At 66.2% G+C, this 24279-nt stretch carries 24 protein-coding genes and 1 pseudogene; 10 read left to right on the top strand and 15 right to left on the bottom strand.

What is annotated here, in order from left to right; translation table 11 throughout:
• The first annotated feature begins 2 nt into the window (after positions 1-2).
• From Q0Q02_RS13750 to fabF, 4 genes are all read left to right on the top strand, one after another.
• The gene (locus Q0Q02_RS13750) at positions 3-923 is read left to right on the top strand and encodes an ABC transporter ATP-binding protein (protein WP_293810351.1); all 921 of its coding nucleotides are present in this window, start codon (positions 3-5) and stop codon (positions 921-923) included.
• The gene (locus Q0Q02_RS13745; protein WP_293810287.1) at positions 920-2062 is read left to right on the top strand and encodes an ABC transporter permease; all 1143 of its coding nucleotides are present in this window, start codon (positions 920-922) and stop codon (positions 2060-2062) included. The genes Q0Q02_RS13750 and Q0Q02_RS13745 overlap by 4 nt, the downstream gene beginning before the upstream one ends.
• 66 nt (positions 2063-2128) lie before the next feature.
• A complete protein-coding gene (locus Q0Q02_RS13740; protein ID WP_293810285.1) occupies positions 2129-2644 on the top strand; it encodes a helix-turn-helix domain-containing protein in 516 nt (171 codons plus the stop codon).
• A gap of 9 nt (positions 2645-2653) precedes the next feature.
• Positions 2654-3919: a beta-ketoacyl-ACP synthase II gene (fabF, locus tag Q0Q02_RS13735; protein ID WP_293810283.1), complete on the top strand. Its 1266-nt coding sequence runs from the start codon at positions 2654-2656 to the stop codon at positions 3917-3919.
• Positions 3920-3928: 9 nt separating this feature from the next.
• Here the strand turns inward: fabF and Q0Q02_RS13730 are convergent, their stop codons facing one another.
• The 6 genes and pseudogenes from Q0Q02_RS13730 to Q0Q02_RS13705 all read right to left on the bottom strand — a co-directional run bounded on the left by Q0Q02_RS13730 (position 3929) and on the right by Q0Q02_RS13705 (position 9664).
• Positions 3929-5458 carry an acyl-CoA carboxylase subunit beta gene (locus Q0Q02_RS13730; protein ID WP_293810281.1) on the bottom strand — a complete coding sequence of 510 codons (1530 nt, stop codon included), beginning with the start codon at positions 5456-5458 and terminating at the stop codon, positions 3929-3931.
• 98 nt (positions 5459-5556) lie between these two features.
• Positions 5557-5868, bottom strand: a pseudogene (locus Q0Q02_RS13725) (DUF1801 domain-containing protein); the annotation flags it as partial.
• 80 nt (positions 5869-5948) lie between these two features.
• On the bottom strand, positions 5949-6734 hold the full coding sequence (locus Q0Q02_RS13720) for an ATP12 family protein (protein ID WP_293810279.1): 786 nt from the start codon (positions 6732-6734) through the stop codon (positions 5949-5951).
• A gap of 43 nt (positions 6735-6777) precedes the next feature.
• On the bottom strand, positions 6778-8238 hold the full coding sequence (locus Q0Q02_RS13715) for a methyl-accepting chemotaxis protein (RefSeq protein WP_293810277.1): 1461 nt from the start codon (positions 8236-8238) through the stop codon (positions 6778-6780).
• On the bottom strand, positions 8235-8549 hold the full coding sequence (locus Q0Q02_RS13710; protein WP_293810276.1) for a hypothetical protein: 315 nt from the start codon (positions 8547-8549) through the stop codon (positions 8235-8237). Before Q0Q02_RS13710 ends, Q0Q02_RS13715 begins: the two co-directional genes overlap by 4 nt.
• Positions 8550-8665: 116 nt before the next feature.
• A complete protein-coding gene (locus Q0Q02_RS13705; RefSeq protein ID WP_293810274.1) occupies positions 8666-9664 on the bottom strand; it encodes a P1 family peptidase in 999 nt (332 codons plus the stop codon).
• 175 nt (positions 9665-9839) lie between these two features.
• Between Q0Q02_RS13705 and Q0Q02_RS13700 the strand changes: the two genes are divergently transcribed.
• The gene (locus Q0Q02_RS13700) at positions 9840-10469 is read left to right on the top strand and encodes a Spy/CpxP family protein refolding chaperone (RefSeq protein ID WP_293810273.1); all 630 of its coding nucleotides are present in this window, start codon (positions 9840-9842) and stop codon (positions 10467-10469) included.
• A 105-nt stretch (positions 10470-10574) separates the two neighbouring features.
• Here the strand turns inward: Q0Q02_RS13700 and Q0Q02_RS13695 are convergent, their stop codons facing one another.
• Positions 10575-10817, bottom strand: coding sequence for a hypothetical protein (locus Q0Q02_RS13695; protein ID WP_265060088.1), 243 nt, complete (start codon positions 10815-10817; stop codon positions 10575-10577).
• A 199-nt stretch (positions 10818-11016) separates the two neighbouring features.
• Here Q0Q02_RS13695 and Q0Q02_RS13690 point away from each other — a divergent pair, with 199 nt between their 5' ends.
• Positions 11017-11169: a hypothetical protein gene (locus Q0Q02_RS13690; RefSeq protein ID WP_199085883.1), complete on the top strand. Its 153-nt coding sequence runs from the start codon at positions 11017-11019 to the stop codon at positions 11167-11169.
• Between the two features lie 82 nt (positions 11170-11251).
• Here the strand turns inward: Q0Q02_RS13690 and Q0Q02_RS13685 are convergent, their stop codons facing one another.
• The 4 genes from Q0Q02_RS13685 to murI all read right to left on the bottom strand — a co-directional run bounded on the left by Q0Q02_RS13685 (position 11252) and on the right by murI (position 13898).
• Positions 11252-11710 carry a hypothetical protein gene (locus Q0Q02_RS13685; RefSeq protein ID WP_293810270.1) on the bottom strand — a complete coding sequence of 153 codons (459 nt, stop codon included), beginning with the start codon at positions 11708-11710 and terminating at the stop codon, positions 11252-11254.
• Positions 11711-11843: 133 nt separating this feature from the next.
• Positions 11844-12461 (bottom strand): 30S ribosomal protein S4, encoded by a 618-nt coding sequence (rpsD, locus tag Q0Q02_RS13680; RefSeq protein WP_293810268.1) that lies wholly within the window; start codon positions 12459-12461, stop codon positions 11844-11846.
• Between the two features lie 271 nt (positions 12462-12732).
• Positions 12733-12969 (bottom strand): hypothetical protein, encoded by a 237-nt coding sequence (locus Q0Q02_RS13675; protein ID WP_293810266.1) that lies wholly within the window; start codon positions 12967-12969, stop codon positions 12733-12735.
• 62 nt (positions 12970-13031) lie between these two features.
• Positions 13032-13898, bottom strand: a complete 867-nt coding sequence (gene murI, locus Q0Q02_RS13670; RefSeq protein ID WP_293810264.1) for a glutamate racemase — start codon at positions 13896-13898, stop codon at positions 13032-13034.
• 136 nt (positions 13899-14034) lie between these two features.
• Between murI and Q0Q02_RS13665 the strand changes: the two genes are divergently transcribed.
• The gene (locus tag Q0Q02_RS13665; protein WP_293810262.1) at positions 14035-14196 is read left to right on the top strand and encodes a hypothetical protein; all 162 of its coding nucleotides are present in this window, start codon (positions 14035-14037) and stop codon (positions 14194-14196) included.
• Between the two features lie 3 nt (positions 14197-14199).
• Here Q0Q02_RS13665 and Q0Q02_RS13660 read toward each other — a convergent pair whose 3' ends face one another.
• Entirely contained in the window at positions 14200-15477 is a 1278-nt protein-coding gene (locus Q0Q02_RS13660; protein ID WP_293810260.1) for an NAD(P)/FAD-dependent oxidoreductase, read from the bottom strand.
• 361 nt (positions 15478-15838) lie between these two features.
• On the opposite strand from Q0Q02_RS13660, the gene Q0Q02_RS13655 reads away from it, so the two are divergent.
• Positions 15839-18133, top strand: coding sequence for a TonB-dependent hemoglobin/transferrin/lactoferrin family receptor (locus Q0Q02_RS13655; protein ID WP_293810258.1), 2295 nt, complete (start codon positions 15839-15841; stop codon positions 18131-18133).
• Between the two features lie 292 nt (positions 18134-18425).
• Here the strand turns inward: Q0Q02_RS13655 and Q0Q02_RS13650 are convergent, their stop codons facing one another.
• From Q0Q02_RS13650 to Q0Q02_RS13640, 3 genes are all read right to left on the bottom strand, one after another.
• A complete protein-coding gene (locus tag Q0Q02_RS13650) occupies positions 18426-19244 on the bottom strand; it encodes an RNA methyltransferase (protein ID WP_293810256.1) in 819 nt (272 codons plus the stop codon).
• Positions 19245-19424: 180 nt separating this feature from the next.
• The gene (locus tag Q0Q02_RS13645) at positions 19425-20564 is read right to left on the bottom strand and encodes a dipeptidase (RefSeq protein ID WP_293810255.1); all 1140 of its coding nucleotides are present in this window, start codon (positions 20562-20564) and stop codon (positions 19425-19427) included.
• A gap of 265 nt (positions 20565-20829) precedes the next feature.
• Positions 20830-22080, bottom strand: a complete 1251-nt coding sequence (locus tag Q0Q02_RS13640; RefSeq protein WP_293810253.1) for an FAD-binding oxidoreductase — start codon at positions 22078-22080, stop codon at positions 20830-20832.
• A 263-nt stretch (positions 22081-22343) separates the two neighbouring features.
• On the opposite strand from Q0Q02_RS13640, the gene Q0Q02_RS13635 reads away from it, so the two are divergent.
• Positions 22344-23315: a hypothetical protein gene (locus Q0Q02_RS13635; RefSeq protein WP_293810251.1), complete on the top strand. Its 972-nt coding sequence runs from the start codon at positions 22344-22346 to the stop codon at positions 23313-23315.
• A gap of 44 nt (positions 23316-23359) precedes the next feature.
• Positions 23360-24052 (top strand): glutathione S-transferase family protein, encoded by a 693-nt coding sequence (locus tag Q0Q02_RS13630; RefSeq protein WP_293810249.1) that lies wholly within the window; start codon positions 23360-23362, stop codon positions 24050-24052.
• Positions 24053-24279 lie beyond the last annotated feature (227 nt).

Raw genomic sequence — 24279 nt, 5'->3', positions numbered from 1 at the left:
GCGTGCCGCTCGCCATCGATGTGCGCGGCATGACCAAGCGCTTCGGCAAGCGCACGGTGGTCGACAATGTCGATCTTGCGGTGGCGACGGGCGAGATCGTCGGCTTCCTCGGGCCCAACGGTTCCGGCAAGACGACGACGATCCGCATGATCTGCGGGCTGCTCAAGCCCGATGCCGGGGAGGGCACCGTGCTCGGGCTCGATGTCCGCACCCAGAGCGCCGCGATCAAGCGCCAGGTCGGCTACATGACGCAGCGCTTCTCCTTCTACGAAGACCTGACCATCGCAGAGAACCTGACCTTCGTGGCCCGGCTCTACGAGCTCGACCCGGTCGATGAGGCTGTGGCGAAGACGCTGGACGGGCTGGGGCTGACCTCGCGCAAGGACCAGCTTGCCGGCACGCTCTCGGGCGGCTGGAAGCAGAGGCTGGCGCTCGCGGCCTGCATCATGCACCAGCCCAAGCTCCTGCTGCTCGATGAACCGACCGCCGGCGTCGATCCCAAGGCACGTCGCGAGTTCTGGGACGAGATCCATCGCCTGGCCGGGGACGGCATGACGGTCCTCGTCTCGACCCATTACATGGATGAGGCCGAGCGCTGCCATCGCATCGGCTACATCGCCTATGGCCGCATGCTGGCGACCGGGACGGTTGAGGAAGTCGTGAAGGGCTCCGGGCTCGTCACCTATGTCGTCCATGGTGTGCTGAAACCCCCGCAGATCCGGGCGCTGTCGGCTGCCGAGGGCGTCGAGCAGGTCGCGCCCTTCGGCGCGGCGCTGCATGTCGTGGGCACCGACCGGCGGAAGCTGGAAGCGGCTCTGGAGCCCTTGAAGAGCGATGCCGGCATCAAGGTCGAGCCCGGCGAGACCAGCCTCGAAGACGTCTTCATCAAGTTCATGACCGGGGCGCAGGAGCGGGCTGCATGACCGGCTTGTTCTCGCCTCGCCGGCTCGGCGCGATGCTGGCCAAGGAATTCGTGCAGATGCGGCGCGACCGCATCACCTTTGCGATGATGCTGGCGGTGCCGATCGTCCAGCTCCTGCTCTTCGGCTATGCGATCAACAACGATCCGCGCGGCCTGCCGGCGGCGATTCTGGCGCTTGGGCAGGATCGCTATACCCGCGCCGTGGTCTCGGCACTGGAGGTTTCGAACTACTACCGCTTCGGCGAGCGGCCGCAGAGCGCGGCCGAGGCGGAAAGCCTGATGGCGAAGGGCGAAATCTCCTTCCTCGTCACCATTCCCAGCGATTTCGGCGCCCGCGTCGAGCGGGCGGACAAGCCGCGCATCCTGGTTGAGGCCGATGCGACCGATCCGGCGGCTGCGAGCGGCGCGGTCTCGGCGCTCGGCACTATCGCGAGCCGGGCGCTGATCAGGGCGCAGGGGCGCGAGCCGGTCACCGATCCGGCCGGCGCCGGCGGCGACAGCCTCTCCTTCGTCGTGCACCGGCGCTACAATCCCGAGAACATCACCCAGTACAACATCGTGCCCGGCCTGCTCGGCGTCATCCTGCAGATGACCATGGTCATGATGACGGCGATGGCGCTGACCCGCGAGATCGAGCGCGGCACGATGGAGAACCTGCTCGCCATGCCGGCGACGGCCGGCGAGATCATGCTCGGCAAGATTTTGCCCTATCTCGCCGTCGGCTCCGTGCAGGTGGTGATCGTGTTGGGAGCGGCGAAGCTGCTCTTTGCCGTGCCCTTCCTCGGCGGGCTCGGGCTTCTCCTGAGTTGCGTTCTGGTCTTCGTGCTGGCGTTGGTCCTGCTCGGCTACACGATCTCGACGGTGGCGCGCACGCAGCTCCAGGCGATGCAGCTGACCTTCTTCTTCTTCCTGCCCTCGCTGATGCTGTCCGGCTTCATGTTCCCCTTCGCCGGCATGCCGGGCTGGGCGCAAGCGTTGGGCGAACTCTTCCCGCTGACGCATTTCCTGCGGATCATCCGGGCGATCATGCTGAAAGGGGCGGGCTTGAGCGATATCGGCGACGAGGTGTTCTATCTCAGCCTGTTCGTGCCGGTTTATGCGGGGCTCGCGCTGATGCGGTTCAGGAGCACGCTGGACTGAGAAGCGCTACTGCGCGACCTGTGATAGTGACTTGCAAAATGATAGTTTCTGCATTAGCTGGAGCGCATGCAGCCCCGGCTCTCCCCGCTTGCCGAATGTCCCTGCGCCCGCGCCGTCGAGGCCGTGGGCGAGTGGTGGAGCATCCTGATCCTGCGCGATGCGTTGCAGGGCTTCACCCGCTTCGACGAGTTCCAGCGCAGCCTCGGCATCGCGCCGAATATGCTGGCGCGGCGCCTGAAGCACCTCACCGAAGCCGGGCTGTTCGAGCGACGGCTCTATAGCGAGCGGCCGAAGCGCTACGAATACGTGCTGGCGGAGAGGGGTAGGGACTTCTTCCCGGTCGTTGCGGCGCTGGTCGCCTTCGGCAACCGACATCTCGCGCCGGAAGGGCAAGCCCTGCTGCTCGCCGATCGCGAGAGCGGGCGAGCGGTCGTGCCGGCCTATGCCGATGCTGAGACCTTGCAGCCCGTGAATTCCGACAATGTCACCGTCATCGCCGGCCCACAGGCCAGTCCCGGCATGTTGCAACGCCTCGCCATCGTGGTGGCGCGGGATGCGGCTGTGCCGGCTTCTCGCGAATAGGAGCTTTCCATGCGCCGTATCGTCGTCACCGGAATGGGCGTCGTCTCGCCGCTCGGCTGCGGAACCGAGATCGCCTGGCAGCGCCTGCTGGCCGGGCGTTCCGGTCTGCGCCGCCTGCCGGACGCGGTCGTCGAGACGCTACCGGCCAAGGTCGCAGGCATCGTGCCGTCGAAGGCCGAGGATGCCGAAGGTGGGTTCGATCCCGATGCGGTGATCGCGCCGAAGGACCAGCGCAAGATGGACCGCTTCATCCAGTTCGCGCTGGTCGCCGCCAAGGAGGCGCTGGCGCAGGCCGGCTGGCAGCCGCAAAACGAGGCCGAGCGCGAACGCACAGCGACGGTGATCGCATCCGGCATCGGCGGCTTCCCGGCGATCGCCGAGGCGGTGCGGACCGTCGACCAACGCGGGGCGCGGCGACTCTCGCCCTTCACGATTCCATCCTTCCTGGTCAATCTGGCCGCCGGCCATGTCTCTATCGAGCATGGCTTCAAGGGGCCGATCGGCGCACCGGTCACCGCCTGCGCCGCCGGCGTGCAGGCGATCGGCGATGCGGCGCGCCTGATCCGGGCGGGCGAGGTCGATATCGCGCTCTGCGGCGGCACCGAGGCCTGCGTCGATCTCGTCGCGCTTGGCGGTTTCGCGGCGGCCCGTGCGCTTTCGACCGGCTTCAACGACGAGCCGGAAAAGGCTTCGCGGCCCTTCGACCGGGACCGCGACGGATTCGTCATGGGCGAGGGCGCGGGCCTGCTGGTGATCGAGGCGCTGGAGCATGCGCAGGCGCGCGGCGCCACGATCCTGGCCGAATTGACCGGCTACGGCACCAGCGCCGATGCCTATCACATCACTTCCGGCCCCGAGGACGGCTCGGGCGCCCGGCGCGCCATGGAGACCGCGCTGAAGCAGGCCGGGCTTCAGCCGGCCGATGTCGCCCATCTCAACGCCCATTCGACCTCGACCCCGGTCGGCGACCGCGGCGAACTTGCCGCGATCAAGGCGGTGTTCGGCTCCGAGGGCGGCATCGCGATCAGTGCGACGAAATCGGCCACCGGCCATCTGCTCGGCGCGGCCGGCGGGCTGGAGGCGATCTTCACGATCCTGACGCTGCGCGACCAGATCGCCCCGCCGACGCTCAACCTCGAGAATCCGGACGAGGCGGCGGCCGGGCTCGACCTCGTGGCGAAGGTCGCGCGGCCGCTCGCGATGGAGCATGCCATCTCGAACGGCTTCGGTTTCGGCGGGGTGAATGCCAGCGCCGTGTTCAAGCGCTGGTCGTAGACCTTCCGCTCAGAGCGGAATGTTGTCGTGCTTGCGCCAGGGACGCTCGACGCTCTTGGTGCGGAGCATGGCGAGCGCGCGGGCGATGCGGCGCCGCGTCGAGTGCGGCATGATGACTTCGTCGATATAGCCGCGCTCGGCCGCGACGAAGGGGGACATGAAGCGGTCCTCGTATTCCTTGGTCTGGCCGGCGATCGTCTCGGCATCGCCGCCGCGGAAGATGATCTCGACCGCGCCCTTGGCGCCCATCACAGCGATCTGCGCTGTCGGCCAGGCATAGTTGACGTCGGCGCCGATATGCTTCGAGGCCATCACGTCATAGGCGCCGCCGAAGGCCTTGCGCGTGATGATCGTGACCAGCGGCACGGTGCATTCGCTATAGGCGAAGAGCAGCTTGGCGCCGTGCTTGATCAGCCCGCCATATTCCTGCGCCGTGCCGGGCAGAAAGCCGGGGACGTCGACCAGCGAGACGATCGGGATCTCGAAGGCGTCGCAATAGCGCACGAAGCGGGCGGCCTTGCGCGAGGCGTCTGAGTCGAGCACGCCGGCCAGCACCATCGGCTGGTTGGCGACGATGCCGACGGTGCGGCCCTCGATGCGGCCGAAGCCGGTGACGATATTGCCGGCGTAAGATCCCTGGATCTCGAAGAAGTCGCCCTCGTCGACCGTTTTCAGGATCAGCTCCTTGATGTCGTAGGGCTTGTTCGGATTGTCCGGGACGAGCGTGTCGAGGCTCATGTCGACGCGGTCGGGCACGTCGAAGGAGGGCCATTCCGGCACGCCGGCCGTGTTGTTGGCCGGCAGGAAGTCGAGCAGGCGGCGCACCTGCAGCAGCGCCTCGACATCGTTCTCGAAGGAGCCGTCGGCGACCGAGGACTTCGAGGTATGGACCTTGGCGCCGCCGAGTTCCTCCGAGGTCACGGTTTCGTTGGTGACGGTCTTCACCACCTCCGGGCCGGTCACGAACATGTAGGAGGTGTCGCGGACCATGAAGATGAAATCGGTCATGGCCGGGGAATAGACGTCGCCGCCGGCGCAGGGGCCCATGATCACCGAGATCTGCGGAATGACGCCGGAAGCCTGAACGTTCCGCTTGAAGACTTCGCCATAGCCGCCGAGCGCGGCGACGCCCTCCTGGATGCGGGCGCCGCCGGCGTCGAACAGGCCGACGATGGGCGCGCGCATCTTCAGCGCCATGTCCTGGATCTTGATGATCTTCTGCGCATGCGTCTCGGAGAGCGAGCCGCCGAAGACGGTGAAGTCCTTCGAGAAGACGAAGACGGTGCGGCCGTTGACCGTGCCCCAGCCGGTGACGACGCCGTCGCCGGGGATCTTCTCGGCCTTGTCCATGCCGAAATCGACGCAGCGATGCTGCACGAACATGTCGAACTCCTCGAAGGAGTCCTTGTCGAGCAGGAGTTCTATGCGCTCGCGCGCCGTCAGCTTGCCGCGCTTGTGCTGCGCCTCGATGCGGCGCTCGCCGCCACCCTTGCGGGCGCCCTCGCGGCGGGTTTCGAGCTGTTCGAGGATGTCCTTCATGGCGGCAGGCTCCCGGCCGGAAATCGCGTCTCGAAAGCCGGCTTAAGCGGCCATCGCGCATGAGTCCATTACGACGTTTGCTGAAGCCGGAACCGCAATCATGCGGAACGCGCGGCCGGATCGCCAAGCTCGTCATTCAGCCGGACGGCTTCCTGAACCAGCTTCGTCACCAGCACGGCGTCGACGCTGTCGCCCTCGCGTAATTCCCAGGTCGCCAGCTCGTATTTGCCGCCGGCCTTGAGGCGCGGCGCAATCTCGCGCAGGCGCTTGCCCCGCCAGAAGCCAAAGAGGACGCGCTTTTCCTCGGCGCGGATCAGCAGCAGCGGGCCATTGGAGAAGTAGACGAGATGGGTCCATTTGATCCGCTCGTCGGGCGGGGCGGCGGCGCGGACATCCCGCCGCAATTGTTCGACGAGACTGCGCTACCAGCCGGTAAGCGCCGCGACGTAAGCATCGGGAGATGTCGCCGCGGGTCCCATCGCCATCGGGCCTAGCCCTTCAGCAGCAGGACGGCTGCATCGAATTCGCGGCGTCTGATGACGCGGCGCTCGGCCGCCTCCTCGTCCTGGCCCCAGATCCCGATCTGGTAGTCCTCGTCGAGATGGGCGGCGTCCCACGCGGCATCCGGATCGATCTGACCGTTCGCCAGCGCGAGCGTGAGGATGGCCGAGCCGGTCAGCGTCATGACGTTATGGGCGCCGGCGAGAGCGAGCGGGGCGGGGATTTTCGCGACGTGGCGGGCGACGGCGGCGAGCGTCTCTTGCGGTTGTTCAGCGAAGACGATGCCTTCGGCCAGCAGGAAGCGGGCGCCGATCAAGGCCTCGATCTCGCCGAGGATCGGCTGCCAGACCTGGTTCTGCCGCTCGACAAGCGCTTCGGGTTCACCGGCCCGGTAGCAGAGCGCATCGGAGCCGGCGTAGCGGACGATCTCGGCGCGCACGGCCTCCTGCTGGTTCTCGACGCCGTCGAGCGCGGAATTGACGAGGCGGGTCAATGGCATCTGTGCGGGGTCGATTCGCTCGGCCTGCGCCTGCCATTCGGCGGCAAGGGCTTCGGCGACCGGACGAGACGCGACGGCGAGCGGCCTGCGGGCCGGGGTCCGCGCTGTCTTGCCGTCGAGGGCGACATGGAAGAGGCCGTCGCGCTCCAGAACGTCGGCCTGCTTGTAGAAGCGCGCGGGCAAGGCGTTGCGCATCGCCTGCTGGGCAGCGGCGACCGGATCCGGCTGGCTGGCGCCGGGCGAGCCGAAACGGGCGAGGAAATCGTCAGTGGACATGGCCACGCCATAGCGCATTCGCAGCCGACAGGGAAACCGGCGATCAGGCGGCGCGGATCCGGCCGAGGAACTGGGCGACCTCGTTGTCGAGATGCGCGGACTGGCGTGAGAGCGTGTCGGCGGATTCGGCGACATGGCTGGCCGCTTCGTCGGTTTCCGCTGCGATACGGCTGACGATGTCGATATGGCCGGCGGCGAAGATGGTCTCGTCCGCCGCGCGCCGGATGATCTGGGCGATGCCGGCGGCCGCGGCGTTCTGCTGCTCGACGACGGTCGCGACATTGCCCGAGATCTGGTTGAGCGAGCCGACGGTCGTGTTCATGGCGTCGATCGCGCCGATCGCCTCGGAACTGGAGTCGCGGATCGCACCGATCTGGCTCTGGATTTCCTCCGTCGCGCGCCAGGTCTGGTTGGCGAGCGACTTGATCTCCTGCGCGACGACGGTGAAGCCGCCGCCTGAGCGGCCGAGGCGGGCGGCCTCGATCGATGCGTTCAGCGCCAGCAGGTTGGTATGCTTGGCGATCGCCGAGATCGCATCGGTGATGTCGCCGATCTGGCCGGCCTTGCGCGACAATTCGCCGATGGTATCGAGCACGGCCTGGGCCTGTCGCGTCGTCTCGCCGACGACGCGCGTGGTCTCGGCGACCTGCCGGTCGACCTCGGCAAAGGAACTCGCCAGTTCCGCCGTGCCTTGCGTGACGGCGACGACGTTCGAGGAGGTCTGGCGCGAGGATGCCGACGCCGCACTGGAGCGCTCGGATACCTCGAGCGCGCCCGTTTTCATCTGCTGCGAGGCGATGCGGAGGGATTGTACGGAAGCGATCACGTCCCGTGCGATGACGGCGATCTCGCGCTCGAAATCGTCGGCGACGGTGTGCAGGACCTGGCGGCGAACCTGCGCGCCCCGCTCCATGGTTTCGGCGAGATTGCGGCGTGCTTCGTCGGCGGCTGCACGCGCGGCATCGGCCTTGTGGCGTTCATGCTCCGAGACCTCCAGCGAATGCCGCAGCGACCAGACCAGCCAGCTCAGCGCCACCGACTGCACGGCGACGATCAGGCCGTGCAACAGCACCCGGTCGATCTGGTTGCCGTTAAGGAAGACGCCGCCGGGCATGAGCAGGCTGAAGGCGAGATGATGCAGCACGATGGCAAGCGTCGCGGGAATGAAGATGCGCCAGTCCAGCCAGCCGGCGAGCACCGCCAGCATGGCGAAGAAATACATGTGCATGTCGGCCTGGTAGGGATGCCCGGCATAGGCATAGACCAGCAGCATCACCTGGCCCATGGTTGCGATGCTCGAAATCTGACGTGTCACCCAACCGGTGCGGTCGATCCGCCAGACCATCGTCCCGAGCAGGGCGAGCGCGAAGCCTGCCAGCACGAGGCCGGGAGTGTTCAGCCGCGAGGCGGATGGCGTCCAGAACGCCAGAACGGCGGCATTCGCCCACAGGATCGCGATCAGGCAATGGGAAAAGCGTTCGCGAAAGCGTGCGACGTCTTTCATCGGTCGCTCTCCGCGGCGCTTCCGGTACAGAGTCTGGCGAAGGCGGCATCGATGACGAGCCAGGCTCCCGCGCCATAGAGTGCTGAAACAAAGCCGTCGCGGTCTCCCATGGTGAAGGCGACGGCGGAGCCGGAATCGATCTGAAGGAGGCTGCCGCTCGCACCGCTGATGGCCTGTGCGATGTCGATCGTGGCGGTCCCGACAGGGAAGAAGGCGGCCATCGGCCGTCCCGGCACGGGCCAAGCTGCGATCAGGAGCGCGCCGACCGCCATCGCGATGCCGCAGGTCAAACCGAAGCCGATCTCGCGCATGAGGCCCCCTGGTTGTCCGATCATAAGATCAAAACCTAGACGGGCAGGTTACGGTGCGCGGCTTTATGCTTGGTAAATTGCTTTTCTAACGTTGCGGTATATTTCGAATATTGGATTCAGGTGCTGAAGCGATCCTGCCAGGCGGGTTTGGTCTTGGGGAAGGGAAGGGCCGTCGCCGCGTGGACGCCGCGTGCGATGGCACGGGCGAGCACGTCGGCGGCCGTGGCGCAGAGCTCCGTCATCGCGAAGGCATCGGAAGGCGCGCCGCTGTAGCCGGTCGCCGCGGCGAAGACGATATCGCCGTCGAGCGGAGCATGGGCAGGGCGCAGGGCGCGCGCCAGCCCGTCATGGGCCGCGAGCGCGAGGCGGCGGGCCTGCGGCTTGGTCAAGACGGCATCGGTCGCGACGAGGGCGATCGTGGTGTTCTGGCCGGTGCCGCCCTTGAAGCGCAGGGCCGTGTCGTGAGGCGCGATCGTGGCGGGCCAGCCGAGGCCGCCGAACTCCCGGTCGCGTTCGTAGGGCGAGGCCCAGAAATGCGGGCCATCGCCGATCGTGGCGCTGCCGACGGCATTGACCGCGACGAGCGCGCCGACGATCTGCCCCGTCGCTGCGCGCGCGCTCGCCGAGCCGAGACCGCCTTTCAGATTGGCGGTGGTCGCGCCGAAGCCGGCACCGGCGGTTCCGAGAGCGAATTCGGCGGCAGCGGCCGCCGCAGCCTCGGCGCCCAGTTGGGCATAGGGCGTTTCGCCTTCGCCGCGCGCCCAGGGCTTCTCACCGCCGTTCATCAGATCGAACAGGATCGCCTGCGGGACGATCGGGACCCGAAACGGGCCGACTGGGAAGCCGCGCCCTTCCTGCGCCAGCCAGCGCATCACGCCGTCCGCGGCGCCGAGGCCCCAGGCCGAACCGCCGGAGAGCACGACGGCGTCGACATGCTCGACCGTCATTTCCGGAACAAGCAGTGCGGTGTCGCGGGTGCCGGGCGCGCCGCCGAGCACGGCAGCCGAGGCGATGGTCGGGCGCTCGAAGATGGCCGCGGTCACGCCTGTCGCAGCCGTGACGTCATGCGCCTGGCCGACCAGCAGGCCGCGGACATCGGTGATGAGATTGCGCATGAGGAAACCTGAAGGCGAACCGAATCGCACTGGCCGCGTTGTCGCTACATTACGATCTTTTCATGCGCTGGCCATTGCCGGGTCAGGCCGGCGAGGTCAGGCTGGTGTCATCGCCTATCGGCTTCGAGACCCGCTGCGCGACGCTTCTACCGCACTGCTTCAAGGGAGATTGCCCGTGAAACCCATCGCTCTCATCGCCGCATCATCGATCGCGATGCTTGCCGGCAGCTTCGCCCTGGCGCAGCCGCAGCCGGTTCCGCCAGCAGGTGGAGACCAGAAGCAGGAGCGGACGGAAAGCCGCGACCAGCGCCGCGACGAGTGGCGCGAGCGCCGGGCCGAGCGCGCCAAGGCCCGGCTCGACGAGCGCCTGGCGAAGGTGCGCGCCGATCTCAAGCTCAAGCCGGAACAGACCGCGCTCTTCGACAAGGTGGAAGGGCTGATCAGGCAGCGCACCGCCGAGCGTGGCGAACGCTGGAACGCGATGCGCGAGCGCCGCGAGGCGTTGCGCCATGCCGACCTGATGGAGCGGCTCGATGCCGCCGCCACCCGGCAGGGCGAGCGGGCGGCGCGTTCAAAGGAACTCGCCGATGCCGTGCGCCCGCTCTGGACCACGCTCAGCGACGAGCAGAAGACGGTGCTGCGCCGTTCGGTTCGCGAGGCGATGGCGGAAGGGCGCGAGCACTTCCGCGAGATGCACGCCGGGCGAGGCAGCTGGCATGACGAGGACCGTGGCGGTCGCGGTGGACGTGGCGACCGCGGCTGGCGCAGGTCCTGGCAGGATCGAGGCGACCAGAGCGACGATTGAGTTCCGGCTTCAGCCTGATCGACATATAAATCGAGCCACGCCCGGCTTCCGCAGGGCGTGGCTCTTTTCATGTTGCAAGGGCAGTTGCAAGGACAGTGCCGGCTTTCAGCCGCCGACCGCGTCCGAAACGCATTTCTTGGTGAAGCTGGTCTTGGCGGCGCCTGCCAGCTTCTTGTCGGCGGCCTGCTTGTCGCAGGCAGCGCCGGCGTCCTTCTCGCACTTGGTCAGGAAGCTGGTCTTGGCAGCACCGGCGAGCTTCTTGTCGGAAGCCTGAAGGTTGCAGCTCTGCGCCTGGGCGGCGCCGGCCATGCAGCACACGGCAAAAGCCGTCAGCAGAATCTTTTTCATGCGAATCTCCTCTCCCGGAAGGAGAAGGTTACGCTACGGCGCGGCCGATAGGAACGGGGAGGCGATCCCGCCCCGGTTTCGCCAAAAATCCTAACACTTGGAATTCAATGGGATTTCCGTGGTTTACCATATCGATTCAGGTTGGATTCACGGCTTGCCGTTTACGCTTTGTCAGTAATTGCGATGCGAGAGGTGAGCCATGAAGCAGACATGGTCATGCTGGGCGATGCGGGCCTTCATCGGCTCCGTCTTCATCGTCTGCCTGTTCGGGCCCTACGCGCTGTCGATCCTGATCGGCTGCCTGGGCGTGGGCTGCTACTTCTTCCGCCACGAGGTCGGCTCGCATCTCTGAGGTTGGAGCGAAGCTCGGCGGCCTTCAGGAAACACGGCTCATTATCGGTGGGGCTGATCTCCGTTTCGGGCGGCGCAAGATGTCATCTGATGGCCTGAACGGGGCCTCGCTGTTTTCCTTTGCCTTCCAGCCAAAGAGCTAGTGAGCGAAAGAGCCAGGCCGTCAGCATCGTCACGGGCGCATAAAGCGCGGTTAGCAAGACAGCGCCGTACAGGGCGGTCGATAGATCGGTGCTCTCGGATGGATCGAGAGGCCAACGTAAGATCGTCTGCGTGAAGACAACCGACGTGAACGAGATCGATGTCAAGGCGATTAGGGATACAAGAATGTATCCTGGAAGGCGGCGGTTAGCCCCACCGAGGTGCCAAGGAATGCCGCCGATCATCGTCACGGCGTAACTCATGCTGAAAGCAGCCGCCGCTGAAAGATAAAGATCTAACGTGCCCAGATGGCGCTGATAAAAGATACAAAACAGCAGCGCGCATGGGATAGCGGGAGCCAGCAGAGCTGCCCCTATTGCCGCTTTCGTCCTGCTCGTCACAGCCACCTCCGCAGCGAGAGACGTCTTTAATTCTGCCAGCTTAGGATAAGGGTCGAATAAAAAAGGGTGGCGGACAAGTCCGCCACCCTCTTGATTTCAGCTTCGCAGGTCGCCGCAGCGGCCGCGTATTTCGTCAGCGCGAGTAGAACTCGATGACCAGGTTCGGCTCCATCTGCACCGCGTAGGGCACGTCCGACAGGGTCGGGGTGCGGGTGTAGGTGGCCGAAGACTTGCTGTGGTCGGCGTCGATGTAGTCCGGCACATCGCGCTCGGCGAGCGTGGCCGACTCGATGACGATGGCGAGCTGGCGCGAGCTCTCCTTGACCGCGATCACATCGCCCGGCTTGACCTGATAGGAGGCGATGTTGACGCGCTTGCCGTTCACGGTGATGTGGCCGTGGTTGACGAACTGGCGGGCCGCGAAGACGGTCGGCACGAACTTGGCGCGGTAGATCACCGCATCCAGACGGCGCTCGAGCAGGCCGATGAGGTTCTCGCCCGAGTCGCCCTTGAGGCGGATCGCCTCGGCGTAGTAGCGGCGGAACTGCTTCTCGGAGATCGAGCCGTAATAGCCTTTCAGCTTCTGCTTGGCGCGCAGCTGCGTGCCGAAGTCGGACGGCTTGCCCTTGCGGCGCTGGCCGTGCTGGCCGGGGCCGTATTCACGACGGTTGACCGGGGACTTCGGGCGGCCCCAGATGTTCTGACCGAGGCGGCGGTCAATCTTGTACTTTGCCTCATGGCGCTTCGACATGTCGCGTGTCCTCTCAGGTTCGCGAGTTGAGGACCGCGCCCTCCTGCTCCCAGGCAGCTTTCGCAAGCTGCCCATTTCTCTGCATCGGATTCACCCGAAAAGTGGAAGCCACTTTTCGGTCCGATGCACCGGGGCGACAGATCCAGCTTCCGAAGAAGAGCGGATCACGGGTGCGGAAAAAGCCACGCGGCCCCGTGAGGAGCCGCGCGACGAAAGGGCGTATGACGGAAAGCCGGCTTCGAGTCAATTCCGTGCAGCCGAAAAGCCGATCTCAGCGCCAGTAGCCGTAGGGGCGATCATAATAGTAGTGGCGCGGACGGTGCTTGTACCAGCCATAGTGATGACCGCGATTCCAGCCGTAATGGCGGCGCGGGCCCTGGCGGTAATAGCCGTGATGTCCGTGGCCCTTGTTCCAGCCATGGGGCTTCGCCTGCGCTTCCGTGCTGGCTCCGGCACCGGCGAAGGCGAAGCCGGCGACAAGCGCGAACAGCAAGAGCAGCTTTCTCATGAATCTGGTTCCTCTGCGGTGGTCGCCAGCATTGGAACGCCCAGGGTGTGCCCCAGGTTCCGTCAATTGGCCAGCGGCATGGGCTCGATGACGACCTGCGCCAGGCCGTAGCCGGCCAGCGCGATGCGCAAGGGACCGGTCAGGCCGACGCCGTCGGTGAAGACCGCCGCGGCATCGCGGCAGGCGAGGCCGGGTTGCCGGGCGCTCGACAGGAGATCGGCGACGCGGCGCGCGATCGCAGGGGCCGGATCGATCCATTCGACCGGCCAGGGTGCGAGCCGCTTCATCCGCTCCAGCAGCAGGGGATAATGCGTGCAGGACAGCGTGACGACATCGGTGCGGCGGCCGTCAGCCTCGACGAAGCAGGGGGCGATCTCGGTGGCGAGGACCGCGTCGTCGACGGCCTCACCCTTCAGCGCCTGCTCGGCGAGGCCGGCGAGGCGCGTCGCGCCGACGAGCGTGACGCGGCGGCTGGCCGCATAGGTCTCGATCAGTTCGCGGGTGTAGTCGCGCGCTACCGTACCGGGCGTCGCCAGCACCGAGATCATGCCGCTGCGGGTCGCGGCCGCCGCCGGTTTGATCGCGGGGACGGTGCCGATGAAGGGGATGGCGAAGCGCGCCCTGAGCGCCGGCAGGACCAGGGTCGAGGCGGTGTTGCAGGCGATGACCACGAGATCGGGATGGAAGCGGGCGACGAGGCGTTCCATCACCGCGAGGACGCGGATGATGAGTGCGTTCTCGCTCAGCCGGCCATAGGGGAAGCCGGCATCGTCGGCGGCATAGACGATATGGGCGCCGGGGCAGGCCTGGGTCGTGCGCCCAAGCACGGTGAGGCCGCCGAGGCCCGAATCGAAGACGAGGATGGTCGGCTGGGGGCGGGGGATCGTGAAGGGGCGATAGCCCGTGCCGGCGAGGAGATCGACTTGCATGGTGGTGCCAAGGGAGTTCAAAGCTCGACTCCGCCAGAGACCGGTTAAGGGATGGTCAATGACGCGTTCAGCCGCTGTCTCGAAATTTAGTTGACCATGTCCATGAAATGGACCGGCCTCGGGATGGAGGCGGGCCATGGAAACCACCGAGACCGCCGTCGCCGCGATCTGCCGCTTCAACCGGTTTCACACCCGCTGGGTCGGTGCGCTCGGCGGCAGCCTGCATGGCTCGGGCCTCGCGCTCGCCGAGGCGTGCGTGCTCTATGAACTGGCGTTTCGGCCGAGCGCGGCCCGATAGCCGTCAAACCTTCAGGCGGGTGAGCGCGGCAGCCGCAGCCCGGCCGGCGAGCGTCGCGCCACCGACCGTCATCGCGCCACCGCCCGCCGTCGCCTCGCCGGCGATGAAGAGGCGGTTCCCGATCGGTTGGGCGAGAGCGTCGCGCGCCGTCTCGTGGCCGGGATCGCAGATCGAGTAGGAGCCGCGCGCGAAAGGGTCGATCCACCAGGCGGGGAAGGAGACGGCCTTCACCGCCTTGCGGAAATCCGAGCCGACCATCTTCATCAGGAGGTCGACGAGATGGGCGCGGGCCTCCTCGGTGCCGGCTTCCGAGAGCTTGCGGGCATAGTCGCCGCCGCAATAGCCGATGACGATGTCCTGGCCGCCTGGGAACATGTCGAGATTCATCAGGCGTTCGGGGGCGGCCGCTTCGAGGAAGCTCGCGCCCGGCGTGATGCCGAAGCGGTCGCCCTCGACCTTGAGCGCGATCTTGGTCAGCGCGCCCATGTGCAGGCCGGCGAGAGCGTCGCGCGTCGCGGCCGGCAATTCCGGGATGAAACGGATCGTGCCGGCTTTCAGCACGCCGACCGGAACGGTGACGATGCAGGCATTGGCCCGCAGCGTTCCCGAGCGCGTGGTGACCGTGACGCCCGGCCCGTCCCAGCGAATCGTTTCGACCGGCTCGTTCAGGCGGATATCGAGCCCAGTGGCCGAACGCGCGACGAGATTGCCGTAGCCGGAGGGGACGACGAGATCGTCTCCCGACCAGAGCCGCTGGTAGTCGCGTGCGGAGATGCGGCTCGATTCCTCGCCGATCGAGAGCAGCAGGCCGGACGCCGCGACCGGAGCCATTTCCGGGCCGAGATCGGCCAGCAATTCGGCGACCGACATGTCGCGCAGGCTGAGATCGATCGTCTCCAGCCGGCGGTCGATCTGGCCGAATGCGCTGCGGCGACGGCGGCGTTCCGGCTCCGCCATCGGCTGGCCGTCGGCAAAAACCTTGAAGCCGCTTCCCCAGGATTCGTTGGGTGTCGCGATGCCGAGGTCTTTGGCGATCTGAACCCAAGGGTTGCGCTCGGCCCAATGGATGAACATCGCGCCCGCGTCATAGATCGGGCCGAGCGAGGCATCGGTGAAGGCGCGCCCGCCGACGCGGCTACGGGCTTCGAGCACGACAGCCTGCCGCCCGGCGGCACGAAGAGCCTGCGCCGCGGCGATGCCGGCAGCACCGGCGCCGATCACGACGACGTCGGTGTCCGTCGCTGCGGCCGCCCGCCCGGCAATGGCAAAGCTCGCGCCCATGGCGCCGCCTCCGGTCAGCAGCTTGCGACGGTTCAACCCGGAATGACTGGGACTCATGACAGGAGCATGTGCACGGAAGGCGGCATTGCAATGGCGCGACGGCCGCTTGCCGGCCTTCGCCGATCACGAGGTCGGGAGCGGAGATTCCGAACGGTTTGCGGGTCCAATGTATTTCTAATTTAGAATATTTATTATTTAGAAGGAATCTATTGTTTTCGTTCTGTAATATTCGAAATTGACATGCATTATTGCGGTGAATATCCGTCTCTTTGCCTGACGTGAATGTATAGGCTCTTCTTTTTACTCATTTTAAATTGCCGTTCGGGTTTCAATGCCGGCGGCAAGGACGGGACTTGGGGCTATGGAGACTCTTTCCGGCCAGCTGCGCGGCGGCGTGGCGCTTGGAAGCCTGATGCTGGTGCTTCTGGCTTCTTCCGCGGAAGCGCAACAGCAGGGACGAAGGGCGACGACCACGCCGGCGCCGGTGGCCAATGAGGCGCCGGTCGTTCTCGACCAGATCAACGTGCAGGGCGAAGGCGTGCCCGGCGGGGCGCTGCTCAACGGGCCGACGACGACACGCACGACGCGCCAGGAGCTCGACCGTCAGCAGGTCCAGAGCCTGACCGACCTGTCCAACCGGGTCGAAGCCGGCATCACCTTCAACCGCCAGACCAATTCGCTCAACATCCGCGGCCTTGATGGCGCGCGCGTGCTGACGACGATCGACGGTATCCGCCAGCCCTTCACGACCGATACGCGCGTCAATGGTCGCGGCATCGGGGCCGCCTTCGACTTCGATTCCCTCTCGACGCTCGACCTGCTACGCGGCGGCAGCGGCGGGAGCACGCTGGGCAGTGGGGCACTGGGCGGCGCGCTGGCGGTGCGCACGCTCGACCCCGAGGACCTGATCCGCAATGGGCGCAATTACGGGGTGCTGACCAAGACCGGTTATGACAGCACTGACCGGGCCTGGTTCGGCAGCGCGGCCGTGGCGGCCAAGATGGGCAACACCTCCGTCCTGTTTCAGGGCGGCTTCCGCGACGGGCACGAGATCGACAACAAGGGCAACTACAAGGCGATTGGCGCGACGCGTACCGCGCCGAACCCGAGCGATTTCAACCAGTACAACGTCCTCGCCAAGATCTACCAGCAGGTCGGCGATCATCGTTTCGGCATCCAGGGCGAATTCTTCAAGCGCGCCGACCGGGTGCAGACCCGCACCAGCACGGTTTCGCTGACCGGCAATTTCCGCCCCGGCTCCTATCAGACCGGTGAGGATGTCGAGCGCAACCGCGTCTCGCTGAGCTATGACTATGTCGTGCCGGGCTCGTTCTTCGACGAGGCCCACGCAGTCGCGTACTGGCAGCGCCTGAAGCGTAACGACCTGGCTCGCGCCTATCGCTATACCAGCATCGTCGGCCCCTACATCCGCGACAACGAGAATGAGCAAAGTGCCTATGGCTTCAACGGCCACGTCATCAAGAACTTCCAGACCGGGGCGCTCACGCACCGCCTGACGGCCGGCACCGAACTGCGCATGTCGTCGCTGGAGCAATATTCGGCTGGTCTCGACAATTGCCCGGCGCGTCCGGCGTCCGGCTCGTTCACCGGCGCGTTCGCCACCTGCAACAATCTCTTCACCAACCAGTCCGACCAGCCGAAGGTCGATGGCAAGCTTGTCGGCCTCTATCTGCATGACGAGATCGGCATGCTCGACAATCGCCTGCGCGTGACGCCAGGCGTGCGTTTCGACTGGTACGAGGAAGCGCCGCAGAACACGCCGGCCTATACCAATAGCGGTTCCCGCCCGGTCGGCCTGCCGCCGTCATCGAGCGACAACGCCTGGTCGCCGCGCGTCCGGCTCGAATACGACATCCTGAAGAACGCCCCCATGGTGAAGGACGTCACCGTCTTCGCGCAATGGGCCAAGAGCTTCCGGGCGCCGACGGCCGACGAGCTCTACGGCCGCTTCGGCGGGCCTTCCACCTATCTGCGCGCGGGCAACCCGACGCTGCGGCCTGAAATCGGCAACGGCATCGATGTTGGCGTCCGCTTCGGCGACAAGCAGCTCGGTGGCTCGATCACCTATTTCCGCAGCAACTACCGGAACTTCATCGACACCTACCAGTCCCAGGCGCCGGGTGTCGGCGGGCTGTATCCGCAGGGCGGCATCACGACGTTCCGCAATATTCCCAAGGCGGAGATCCAGGGCGTCGAGATCAACGGCCAGTATGCCTTTGCGCCGAACTGGCTGGTGCGCGGCTCCTTTGCCTATACCCGTGGCATGAACAAGAGCGACAATACCTTCCTGAACTCGATCCCGCCGATGCAGGGCATCGTCGCCATCGCTTATGGGACGGAGACCTGGGGCGCGGAGGTTTCGACCAAGCTCGCCGGCAAGCGTGACGATGTCGCGGCGACGACGGGTTCGGCCCAGGGTTTCCGGGCGCCGGGCTATGCGATCTTCAATGCCTCGGCCTGGTGGCGCCCGATGCCGCAGATCGCGGACCTTGAATTCCAAGTCGGCGTCTACAATATCTTCGATCGCAAGTATTTCGACGCCGTCAACGTCCCGACCGGGGTTCTGGCCCAGGCCCGCGACTATTACAGCGAGCCCGGCCGCACGGTGAAGGCGACGATGAAGTACCAATTCTGACCGGGCGTTTCGAGACCCCCCGACCAGACCAGCCGGCCCTTCGGGGCCGGCTTTTTTTGTTGCGAAAGAGGTGCCGTCATTTTCAGGCGAAGCGGAGCGCAGATTTGGGAAGCCTGCCCGCGTCGAGCCCCCGAGTCTCCACCGTCATTGCGAGCGCAGCGAAGCAATCCAGGAAGACTGGATGGAACGGCTCGACCCAGTCCTCCTGGATTGCTTCGTCGCTTCGCTCCTCGCAATGACGTCTGGATCCTTCGGAAGGAAATGCTCGTTGCGAGCCCAAGGACGGCGGGATTCAGTCCTCGGCCTCGCCCGCCTGCCGCGCCAGGAGCTTGGCCTTCTTCGGCCCCTCGACCAGCGACTTGAAGACGCCGCGCAGCGTCCGGGCTTCCTGCTCGGTCATGTCGAGCCGGTGCAGGATGTCGCGCAGGTTCGCGGTCATCACAGGCTTCTTGCCGGCCGGGAAGAAGCCGCAGAGGTCGAGCTCGGCTTCGAGATAGTCGAACATCGACAGGATCATCTCGCGCTTGGCTGGCGGGGAGGGGTTGTTCTCGCGGAAGGGCGCTTCGCCACCCGTCGTCTTGAACCATTCATAGCCGTTGAGCAGGACGGCCTGGGCGAGGTTCAGCGAGGCGAAGGCGGGATTGACCGGGAAGGTCAGGATCGCATCGGCGAGACTGATCTCTTCGTTGGTCAGGCCGATGCGCTCGCGCCCGAACAGGATGCCGACGCGCTCGCCGGAGCCGATGCGGCCGGCGACCTCCGGCATCGCCTCGGCCGGGGTCAGCACGCGCTTCATCTGGCCACGCTCGCGGGCGGTCGTCGCCAGGACATGGTTCAGATCGGCGATGGCCTCGGCCGCGCTGTCGAAGAGCCGGGCGTTCTCCAGGATATGCGTCGCGCCGGAGGCCGCCGCGGTCGCGCCCTTCTTGAGGCCGCCGCCGCTCGGCCAGCCGTCGCGCGGGGCAACGAGGCGCATCTCGGAGAGGCCGAAATTCGCCATGGCGCGGGCGCACATGCCGATATTCTCGGCGAGCTGCGGCTCGACCAGGATGACGATCGGGGCAGGGGCCTGGACGGCCGGGCGGGTGCGGTCGGTACCGGAACCGGTCATGAGAAATCAGGTCTTGTCTTTGCGATGAGGCTTGCATCGCGCCCTGGATGGTCGGGCGCATTCGGCAAGCTCATACGTCATGCTCGCCCTCGTGGCGAGCATCCACGTCTTGAACCCACGCCCGACAAGCAAAGACGTGGATGGTCGGGACAAGCCCGACCATGACGAGTTGTGGAGCGCTCAGCTCGCGGCCTTCTCGACCGCACGCAGTACGCGCAGCATGTTGCCGCCGGCGAGCTTGGTCAGGTTCTCCTCTGACCAGCCGCGGCGGATGAGTTCGGCGATCACCGACGGGAAGGTCGTGGTGTCCTCCAGCCCGTCCGGATTGACCCAGCCGAAGAAGTCCGAGCCGATGCCGATATGGTCGTGGCCGATGCGCTTCGCGAGATATTCGACATGGTCGCAATACTGGGGAAGCGTCGCCTTCGGGCGCGGTCCGGACTTGGCGGTGATCTCGGCCTCAGCCTTGGCGCTGTCCATGCCCTCGGGCGTCTTGCCGTACTGGTCCTTGGCCGGGCGATGCCAGTCGCGCGAGGCCTGGCTGATGAAGTCGGGCACGAAGGTCGCCATCACCACGCCGCCATTGCCGGCAACGCGGTCGAGTACGTCGTCGGGGACGTTACGCGGGTGGTCGCAGAGCGTGAAGGCGTTGGAATGCGACCAGACCAGCGGGGCGCTGGAGACGTCGAGCGCGTCATGCATCACCTTGGGCGCGACATGGGCGAGATCGATCACCATGCCGAGCTTGTTCATCCGGCGCAGCACGTCCTTGCCGAAGCCAGTGAGGCCATTATGGCGCGGGGCGTCGGTGGCGGAATCGCACCAGTCGGTGGTGTCGTTGTGGCAGAGCGTCATCAGGCGCACGCCGAGGTCATAGTACGCGTCGAGCGAGTCGAGTTCGCCGTCGAGCGCCGAGCCGTTCTCGATGGTCATGAACAGGGCGATGCGCCCCTCGGCCTTGGCGGCCTCGACATCGGCAGCCGAGAGGCCGGGGCGGAAGACGTTGGCGTGGCGCTTGAGGATATCGCGCATCAGCGCGATCTGCGCGAGCGCGAAGCCGGCGGGCTTGGCCTGCTTCGGCGGGACATAGGCCGCGAAGAACTGTGCGGCCATCTTGCCGGCCTGCATGCGCGGGATGTCGGTGTCGCCCTCTTCATGGACCTTGTCGAGGCCGTAGGTCGCGACATCACCCTTCGCCTTGGCGTCCTTGCGGATGACATAGGGCAGGTCGTTATGGCCATCGATCAGCGGCACACGGTCGAGCAGCGCGAGCGCGGCGGCATAGGCATTGTCCTGGACGGGTGGTTTGGCGAGGGCCATGGCGGGGTCTCGGTCGGGAATCGGGAGCGGGATCGTGGCAGGGTGCGGGGCAGGAGGCGAGGGGGCGGGACGCAGGTCGGTCATCCCGCGGGCGCTGTCACTGTGTCATCCCGCACGTAAAGGTGTCATCCCGCAAGCGCTGCGGCACGATAGTGCTGCTGCGCAGATGCGGGATCGCGCGATGAGAAGGCGCCTCTTTCGGGAGACGGTCCCGTGTCTGCGCAGCAGCGTTTCACGCTGCAGCGCGCACGGGATGACAAGTGCTTTATGAAAAACGCGCCGCCGCAAACGGCTTCGGGTCGACGAAGACCTTCTGGCCCGTCACCATTTCCGCGATCATCCGGCCGGTGACGGCGGCGAGCGTCAGGCCGTGATGGGCATGGCCGAAGGAGAACCACAGGCCCTTGTGCTTCGGCGCCGGGCCAATGATCGGCATCATGTCCGGCGTGCAGGGGCGGCGACCGAGCCAGGGTTCGGCATCGACGCGCTCGCCGAGCGGGAAGAGCTGCTTGGCGATCGGCTCGGCGCGGGCGAGCTGCACCGGGGTCTTGGGCGCATCGCGATCGGCGAACTCGGCGCCGGTGGTCAGGCGGATGCCCTGCAGCATCGGGGCGAGGAAATAGCCGCGCTCGGTGTCGAGCACCGGGTGGTTGAGAACGGCATTGCCCTGCGGCTTGTAATGCATGTGGTAGCCGCGCTTGACCGCGAGCGGCAGGTGATAGCCGAGCTTCTTGCTGAGTACGTCCGCCCAGGGGCCGAGCGCGACGACGACGTCCTTCGCCTCGGCGGTGGTGCCGTCGGCGAGGGTGACGGTCCAGCCGGCGCCGTTCTGCGTGAGCGTGCCCGCATCGCCGATGGCGAGCTTGCCGCCGAGCTTCTCGAACAGCGTGACATAGGCCATGGACAGGCCGAGCGGGTCGACGACCGTCGTCGGGTCGGTCCAGTGCAGGCCGCCGATCAGGCTGCCATGGTCGAGATGCGGCTCCTCGGCCTTGAGGGCCGCCATGTCGAGCGCGCGGTAATTCAGGCCGAACTCGCTGTTCCAGCGGGCGGCCTCGGCGAGGCGTGTGTCGCGCTCCTTCTCGGTGCGGAAAACCTTCATCCAGCCGTCGCGGCGCAGCAGATTGGTGGCGCCGGCCTCCTGCGCGAGCGCGTCGTGCTCGGTGACGCAATGCTCGATCAGCTTGGCGTATTTATGGGCGATCGCCTCGTGCTGCGAGGCGCGCGAATGCATCCAGTAGGAGAACAGGAAGGGGGCGAGCTTCGGGATAGCGCTCCAATGATAGGACGCGTCGATGGTGTTGTTCATCGCGTAGCGGAAGAGCGCGCCGAAATCATGCGGAAAGCCGTAGGGGTAGACACCCTCGCGCTGGATCAGGCCGGCATTGCCGTAGCTCGTTTCCTCACCCGGAGCGCGCCGGTCGACCAGCAAGGTGGCACGCCCGGCCTTCTGGAGATGAAGCGCGACCGAGATGCCGACGATACCGGCGCCGAGAACGATCGTATCCACCTTCATAACCTGCTCCTGGCAACCCGTTTCGCCTGAAAATACCGGTTTAGGTGGGCTTGTCAGCGCTGCGACCGAATTTTGCGCCCATTCGCGTAATCTTTCGCAATTTCTGCGCCAACTTATCGAAAGTGCCAGCTGTGAGCTATGATTGGGAGATAAGTGCGCAATTTTATGCCGGCGCAGGACCGCCCTGCTCCCTCGGCAGGTGACGCTGTGCGCACCGTCAGTCAGTCTGCGTCTGTTTCGACAGCGATTCCAGAGCCCAGCCGATGCATCCCGCCGCCTTTCTCGCTGCTGCGCTCGCGTGGCTCGGTCGCCATGGCACGCAAGGCTTCGCGCTCTCGATCTTCCTGGGTCTCGCGCTCCCGCAATTCTCGGCGATGGCGCGGCCGGCGTTGCCGATCACGATCTTCTGCTTCACCACGGTCGTGTTCATGCGGCTCGATAGGGGCGTCACACTCGGGCTGCTGCGGCGTCCGGCCAAGCTCGCTGCGAGCTGCCTCTGGCTCGTCGCCGGGCCGGTGCTGCTCATCGGCGCAGCGCTCCTGCTGATCGGGCGCGAGAACCTCGATCCGGGCATCGTGCTCGGCCTCGCCATCATGGGGGCGGCGCCGCCGATCATGTCCTCGCCAGCGGTGGCGATCCTCTACGGCTTCGAGCCCTCGCTGATCATCGCCAGCGTGATCCTGACCACGATCGTCAGCCCGATCGTCGCGCCGATCCTCGTCGAGCTGCTGGCGGGGGCGGCGGTGCCGCTCGACCGCTGGGCGCTGACGCTGCGCCTCCTGATCTTCATCGGCGGCGGCATGGCGGTGGCGACCGCAATCCGGCTCTGGCTCGGCCTTGCCCGGATCAAGGCGATGAAGGCCAATCTCGATGGCTTCGGCGTGCTGATGTATTTCATCTTCGCCATCGCAGCGATGGACGGCGTGACCAAGGCCGCGCTCGACAATCCCAGGCTCGTTCTGTTCGTGCTGGGATGCGTCTTTGCCGTCTCTGCCGCTGGTCTGGTGTCGAGCTGGCTGGTCCTGCGGCTGTTGCCGGCCTCCGAGCGCTTCATGATCGGCTACGGCACCGGGCAGCGGAACATGGGCCTGCTGGTGGCAGCGCTGGGGGCGGGCGTCTCACCGACGACCTTCCTCTATTTCGCGCTGGCGCAGTTCCCGATCTACCTGCTGCCTTGGCTGCTCGGCGGCATCGCGGCCCGGATTCGACGCCGGGAGGCTGCTGACGGGCGTTGACGCAGGGGCTTGCGAGGCTTTCCCCGTCGCAGGAGAGCCGCGCCATGATCACCCTCTATTCCGGGCCGTTGAGCCTGTTCTCGCGCAAGGTCGAGATCGCACTGACCGAGAAGGGCCTCGCCTTCCAGCGCATCGTGGTGCCGTTCAACCAGACGACGGGCTACGACCCGCGGCATCCGGAAGTGCTGGCGCTCAATCCGAAGCGACAGGTGCCGGTGCTGACGGATTGCGGGCTCGTCCTCTACGATTCCACCGTGATCAACGAATATCTCGACGAGGCCTATCCCGAGCCGAAACTGATGCCGGATACGCCGGTCGAGCGGGCGCGCTGCCGGCTCGACGAACTCTATGGCGACGAGATCCTGTTCCAGGCCCTGAAGCCCCTGATGCATCGCACCGAGCCGCCTTCGCCGGATCGCGACCGGCGCATCGCCCAGGAGGCGGATGCGCTGATCGCCGAGGAGGGGTTGCTGCGTCATTACGACGTGCTGGAGCAGAAGCTGGCAGGGCGTCCGTTCTTCGGCGGTCGGTTGTCGCTGGCCGATATCTCACTGTTCATGGGTGTGCTCTTCATTCGCCGCCTTGGCGGGCCGTCGCTCGACGGCTATCCCGGACTGGCGGAGTGGTATGCACGGCTGAAGCTGCGCCCGGCCTTCGCGCAGGTGGTGGCGGAGATGGCGGAAGCGGACCGCAGGCTGTCCTTTCCGGTGGCGATGCGGCAGGGACGGAGCGCCTGAATATTCAGGGCGTCCTTCTCGGGCTTGACCCGAGAATCTCTTGCAGGCGCCGGCGCGGGAGCCTCCGTGTCGTGAGATGCTCGGGTCAAGCCCGAGCATGACGAGGTTGTATTAGCCCGGTTTCGCGATTGCGGCAGGCGGCTCAGGGCGTTAAACCCCCGGCCATGACCCACCCCATCCGCATCGCCCCCTCGATCCTCTCGGCCGATTTCGCCAAGCTCGGCGAG

The organism is uncultured Allobosea sp. (genome assembly GCF_945956895.1).
Taxonomy (GTDB): domain Bacteria; phylum Pseudomonadota; class Alphaproteobacteria; order Rhizobiales; family Beijerinckiaceae; genus Allobosea.
This window is presented reverse-complemented; position numbering and strand designations above follow the sequence as displayed.

Bases quoted from the DNA above. Each gene is read 5' to 3' on its own strand.
- Q0Q02_RS13745 (WP_293810287.1), top strand. From the start codon at position 920: ATGACCGGCTTGTTCTCGCCTCGCCGGCTCGGCGCGATGCTGGCCAAG.
- Q0Q02_RS13740 (WP_293810285.1), top strand. From the start codon at position 2,129: ATGCAGCCCCGGCTCTCCCCGCTTGCCGAATGTCCCTGCGCCCGCGCC.
- fabF (WP_293810283.1), top strand. From the start codon at position 2,654: ATGCGCCGTATCGTCGTCACCGGAATGGGCGTCGTCTCGCCGCTCGGC.
- Q0Q02_RS13730 (WP_293810281.1), bottom strand. From the start codon at position 5,458: ATGAAGGACATCCTCGAACAGCTCGAAACCCGCCGCGAGGGCGCCCGC.
- Q0Q02_RS13720 (WP_293810279.1), bottom strand. From the start codon at position 6,734: ATGTCCACTGACGATTTCCTCGCCCGTTTCGGCTCGCCCGGCGCCAGC.
- Q0Q02_RS13715 (WP_293810277.1), bottom strand. From the start codon at position 8,238: ATGAAAGACGTCGCACGCTTTCGCGAACGCTTTTCCCATTGCCTGATC.
- Q0Q02_RS13710 (WP_293810276.1), bottom strand. From the start codon at position 8,549: ATGCGCGAGATCGGCTTCGGTTTGACCTGCGGCATCGCGATGGCGGTC.
- Q0Q02_RS13705 (WP_293810274.1), bottom strand. From the start codon at position 9,664: ATGCGCAATCTCATCACCGATGTCCGCGGCCTGCTGGTCGGCCAGGCG.
- Q0Q02_RS13695 (WP_265060088.1), bottom strand. From the start codon at position 10,817: ATGAAAAAGATTCTGCTGACGGCTTTTGCCGTGTGCTGCATGGCCGGC.
- Q0Q02_RS13690 (WP_199085883.1), top strand. From the start codon at position 11,017: ATGAAGCAGACATGGTCATGCTGGGCGATGCGGGCCTTCATCGGCTCC.
- rpsD (WP_293810268.1), bottom strand. From the start codon at position 12,461: ATGTCGAAGCGCCATGAGGCAAAGTACAAGATTGACCGCCGCCTCGGT.
- Q0Q02_RS13675 (WP_293810266.1), bottom strand. From the start codon at position 12,969: ATGAGAAAGCTGCTCTTGCTGTTCGCGCTTGTCGCCGGCTTCGCCTTC.
- murI (WP_293810264.1), bottom strand. From the start codon at position 13,898: ATGCAAGTCGATCTCCTCGCCGGCACGGGCTATCGCCCCTTCACGATC.
- Q0Q02_RS13665 (WP_293810262.1), top strand. From the start codon at position 14,035: ATGGAAACCACCGAGACCGCCGTCGCCGCGATCTGCCGCTTCAACCGG.
- Q0Q02_RS13660 (WP_293810260.1), bottom strand. From the start codon at position 15,477: ATGGGCGCGAGCTTTGCCATTGCCGGGCGGGCGGCCGCAGCGACGGAC.
- Q0Q02_RS13655 (WP_293810258.1), top strand. From the start codon at position 15,839: ATGGAGACTCTTTCCGGCCAGCTGCGCGGCGGCGTGGCGCTTGGAAGC.
- Q0Q02_RS13650 (WP_293810256.1), bottom strand. From the start codon at position 19,244: ATGACCGGTTCCGGTACCGACCGCACCCGCCCGGCCGTCCAGGCCCCT.
- Q0Q02_RS13645 (WP_293810255.1), bottom strand. From the start codon at position 20,564: ATGGCCCTCGCCAAACCACCCGTCCAGGACAATGCCTATGCCGCCGCG.
- Q0Q02_RS13640 (WP_293810253.1), bottom strand. From the start codon at position 22,080: ATGAAGGTGGATACGATCGTTCTCGGCGCCGGTATCGTCGGCATCTCG.
- Q0Q02_RS13635 (WP_293810251.1), top strand. From the start codon at position 22,344: ATGCATCCCGCCGCCTTTCTCGCTGCTGCGCTCGCGTGGCTCGGTCGC.
- Q0Q02_RS13630 (WP_293810249.1), top strand. From the start codon at position 23,360: ATGATCACCCTCTATTCCGGGCCGTTGAGCCTGTTCTCGCGCAAGGTC.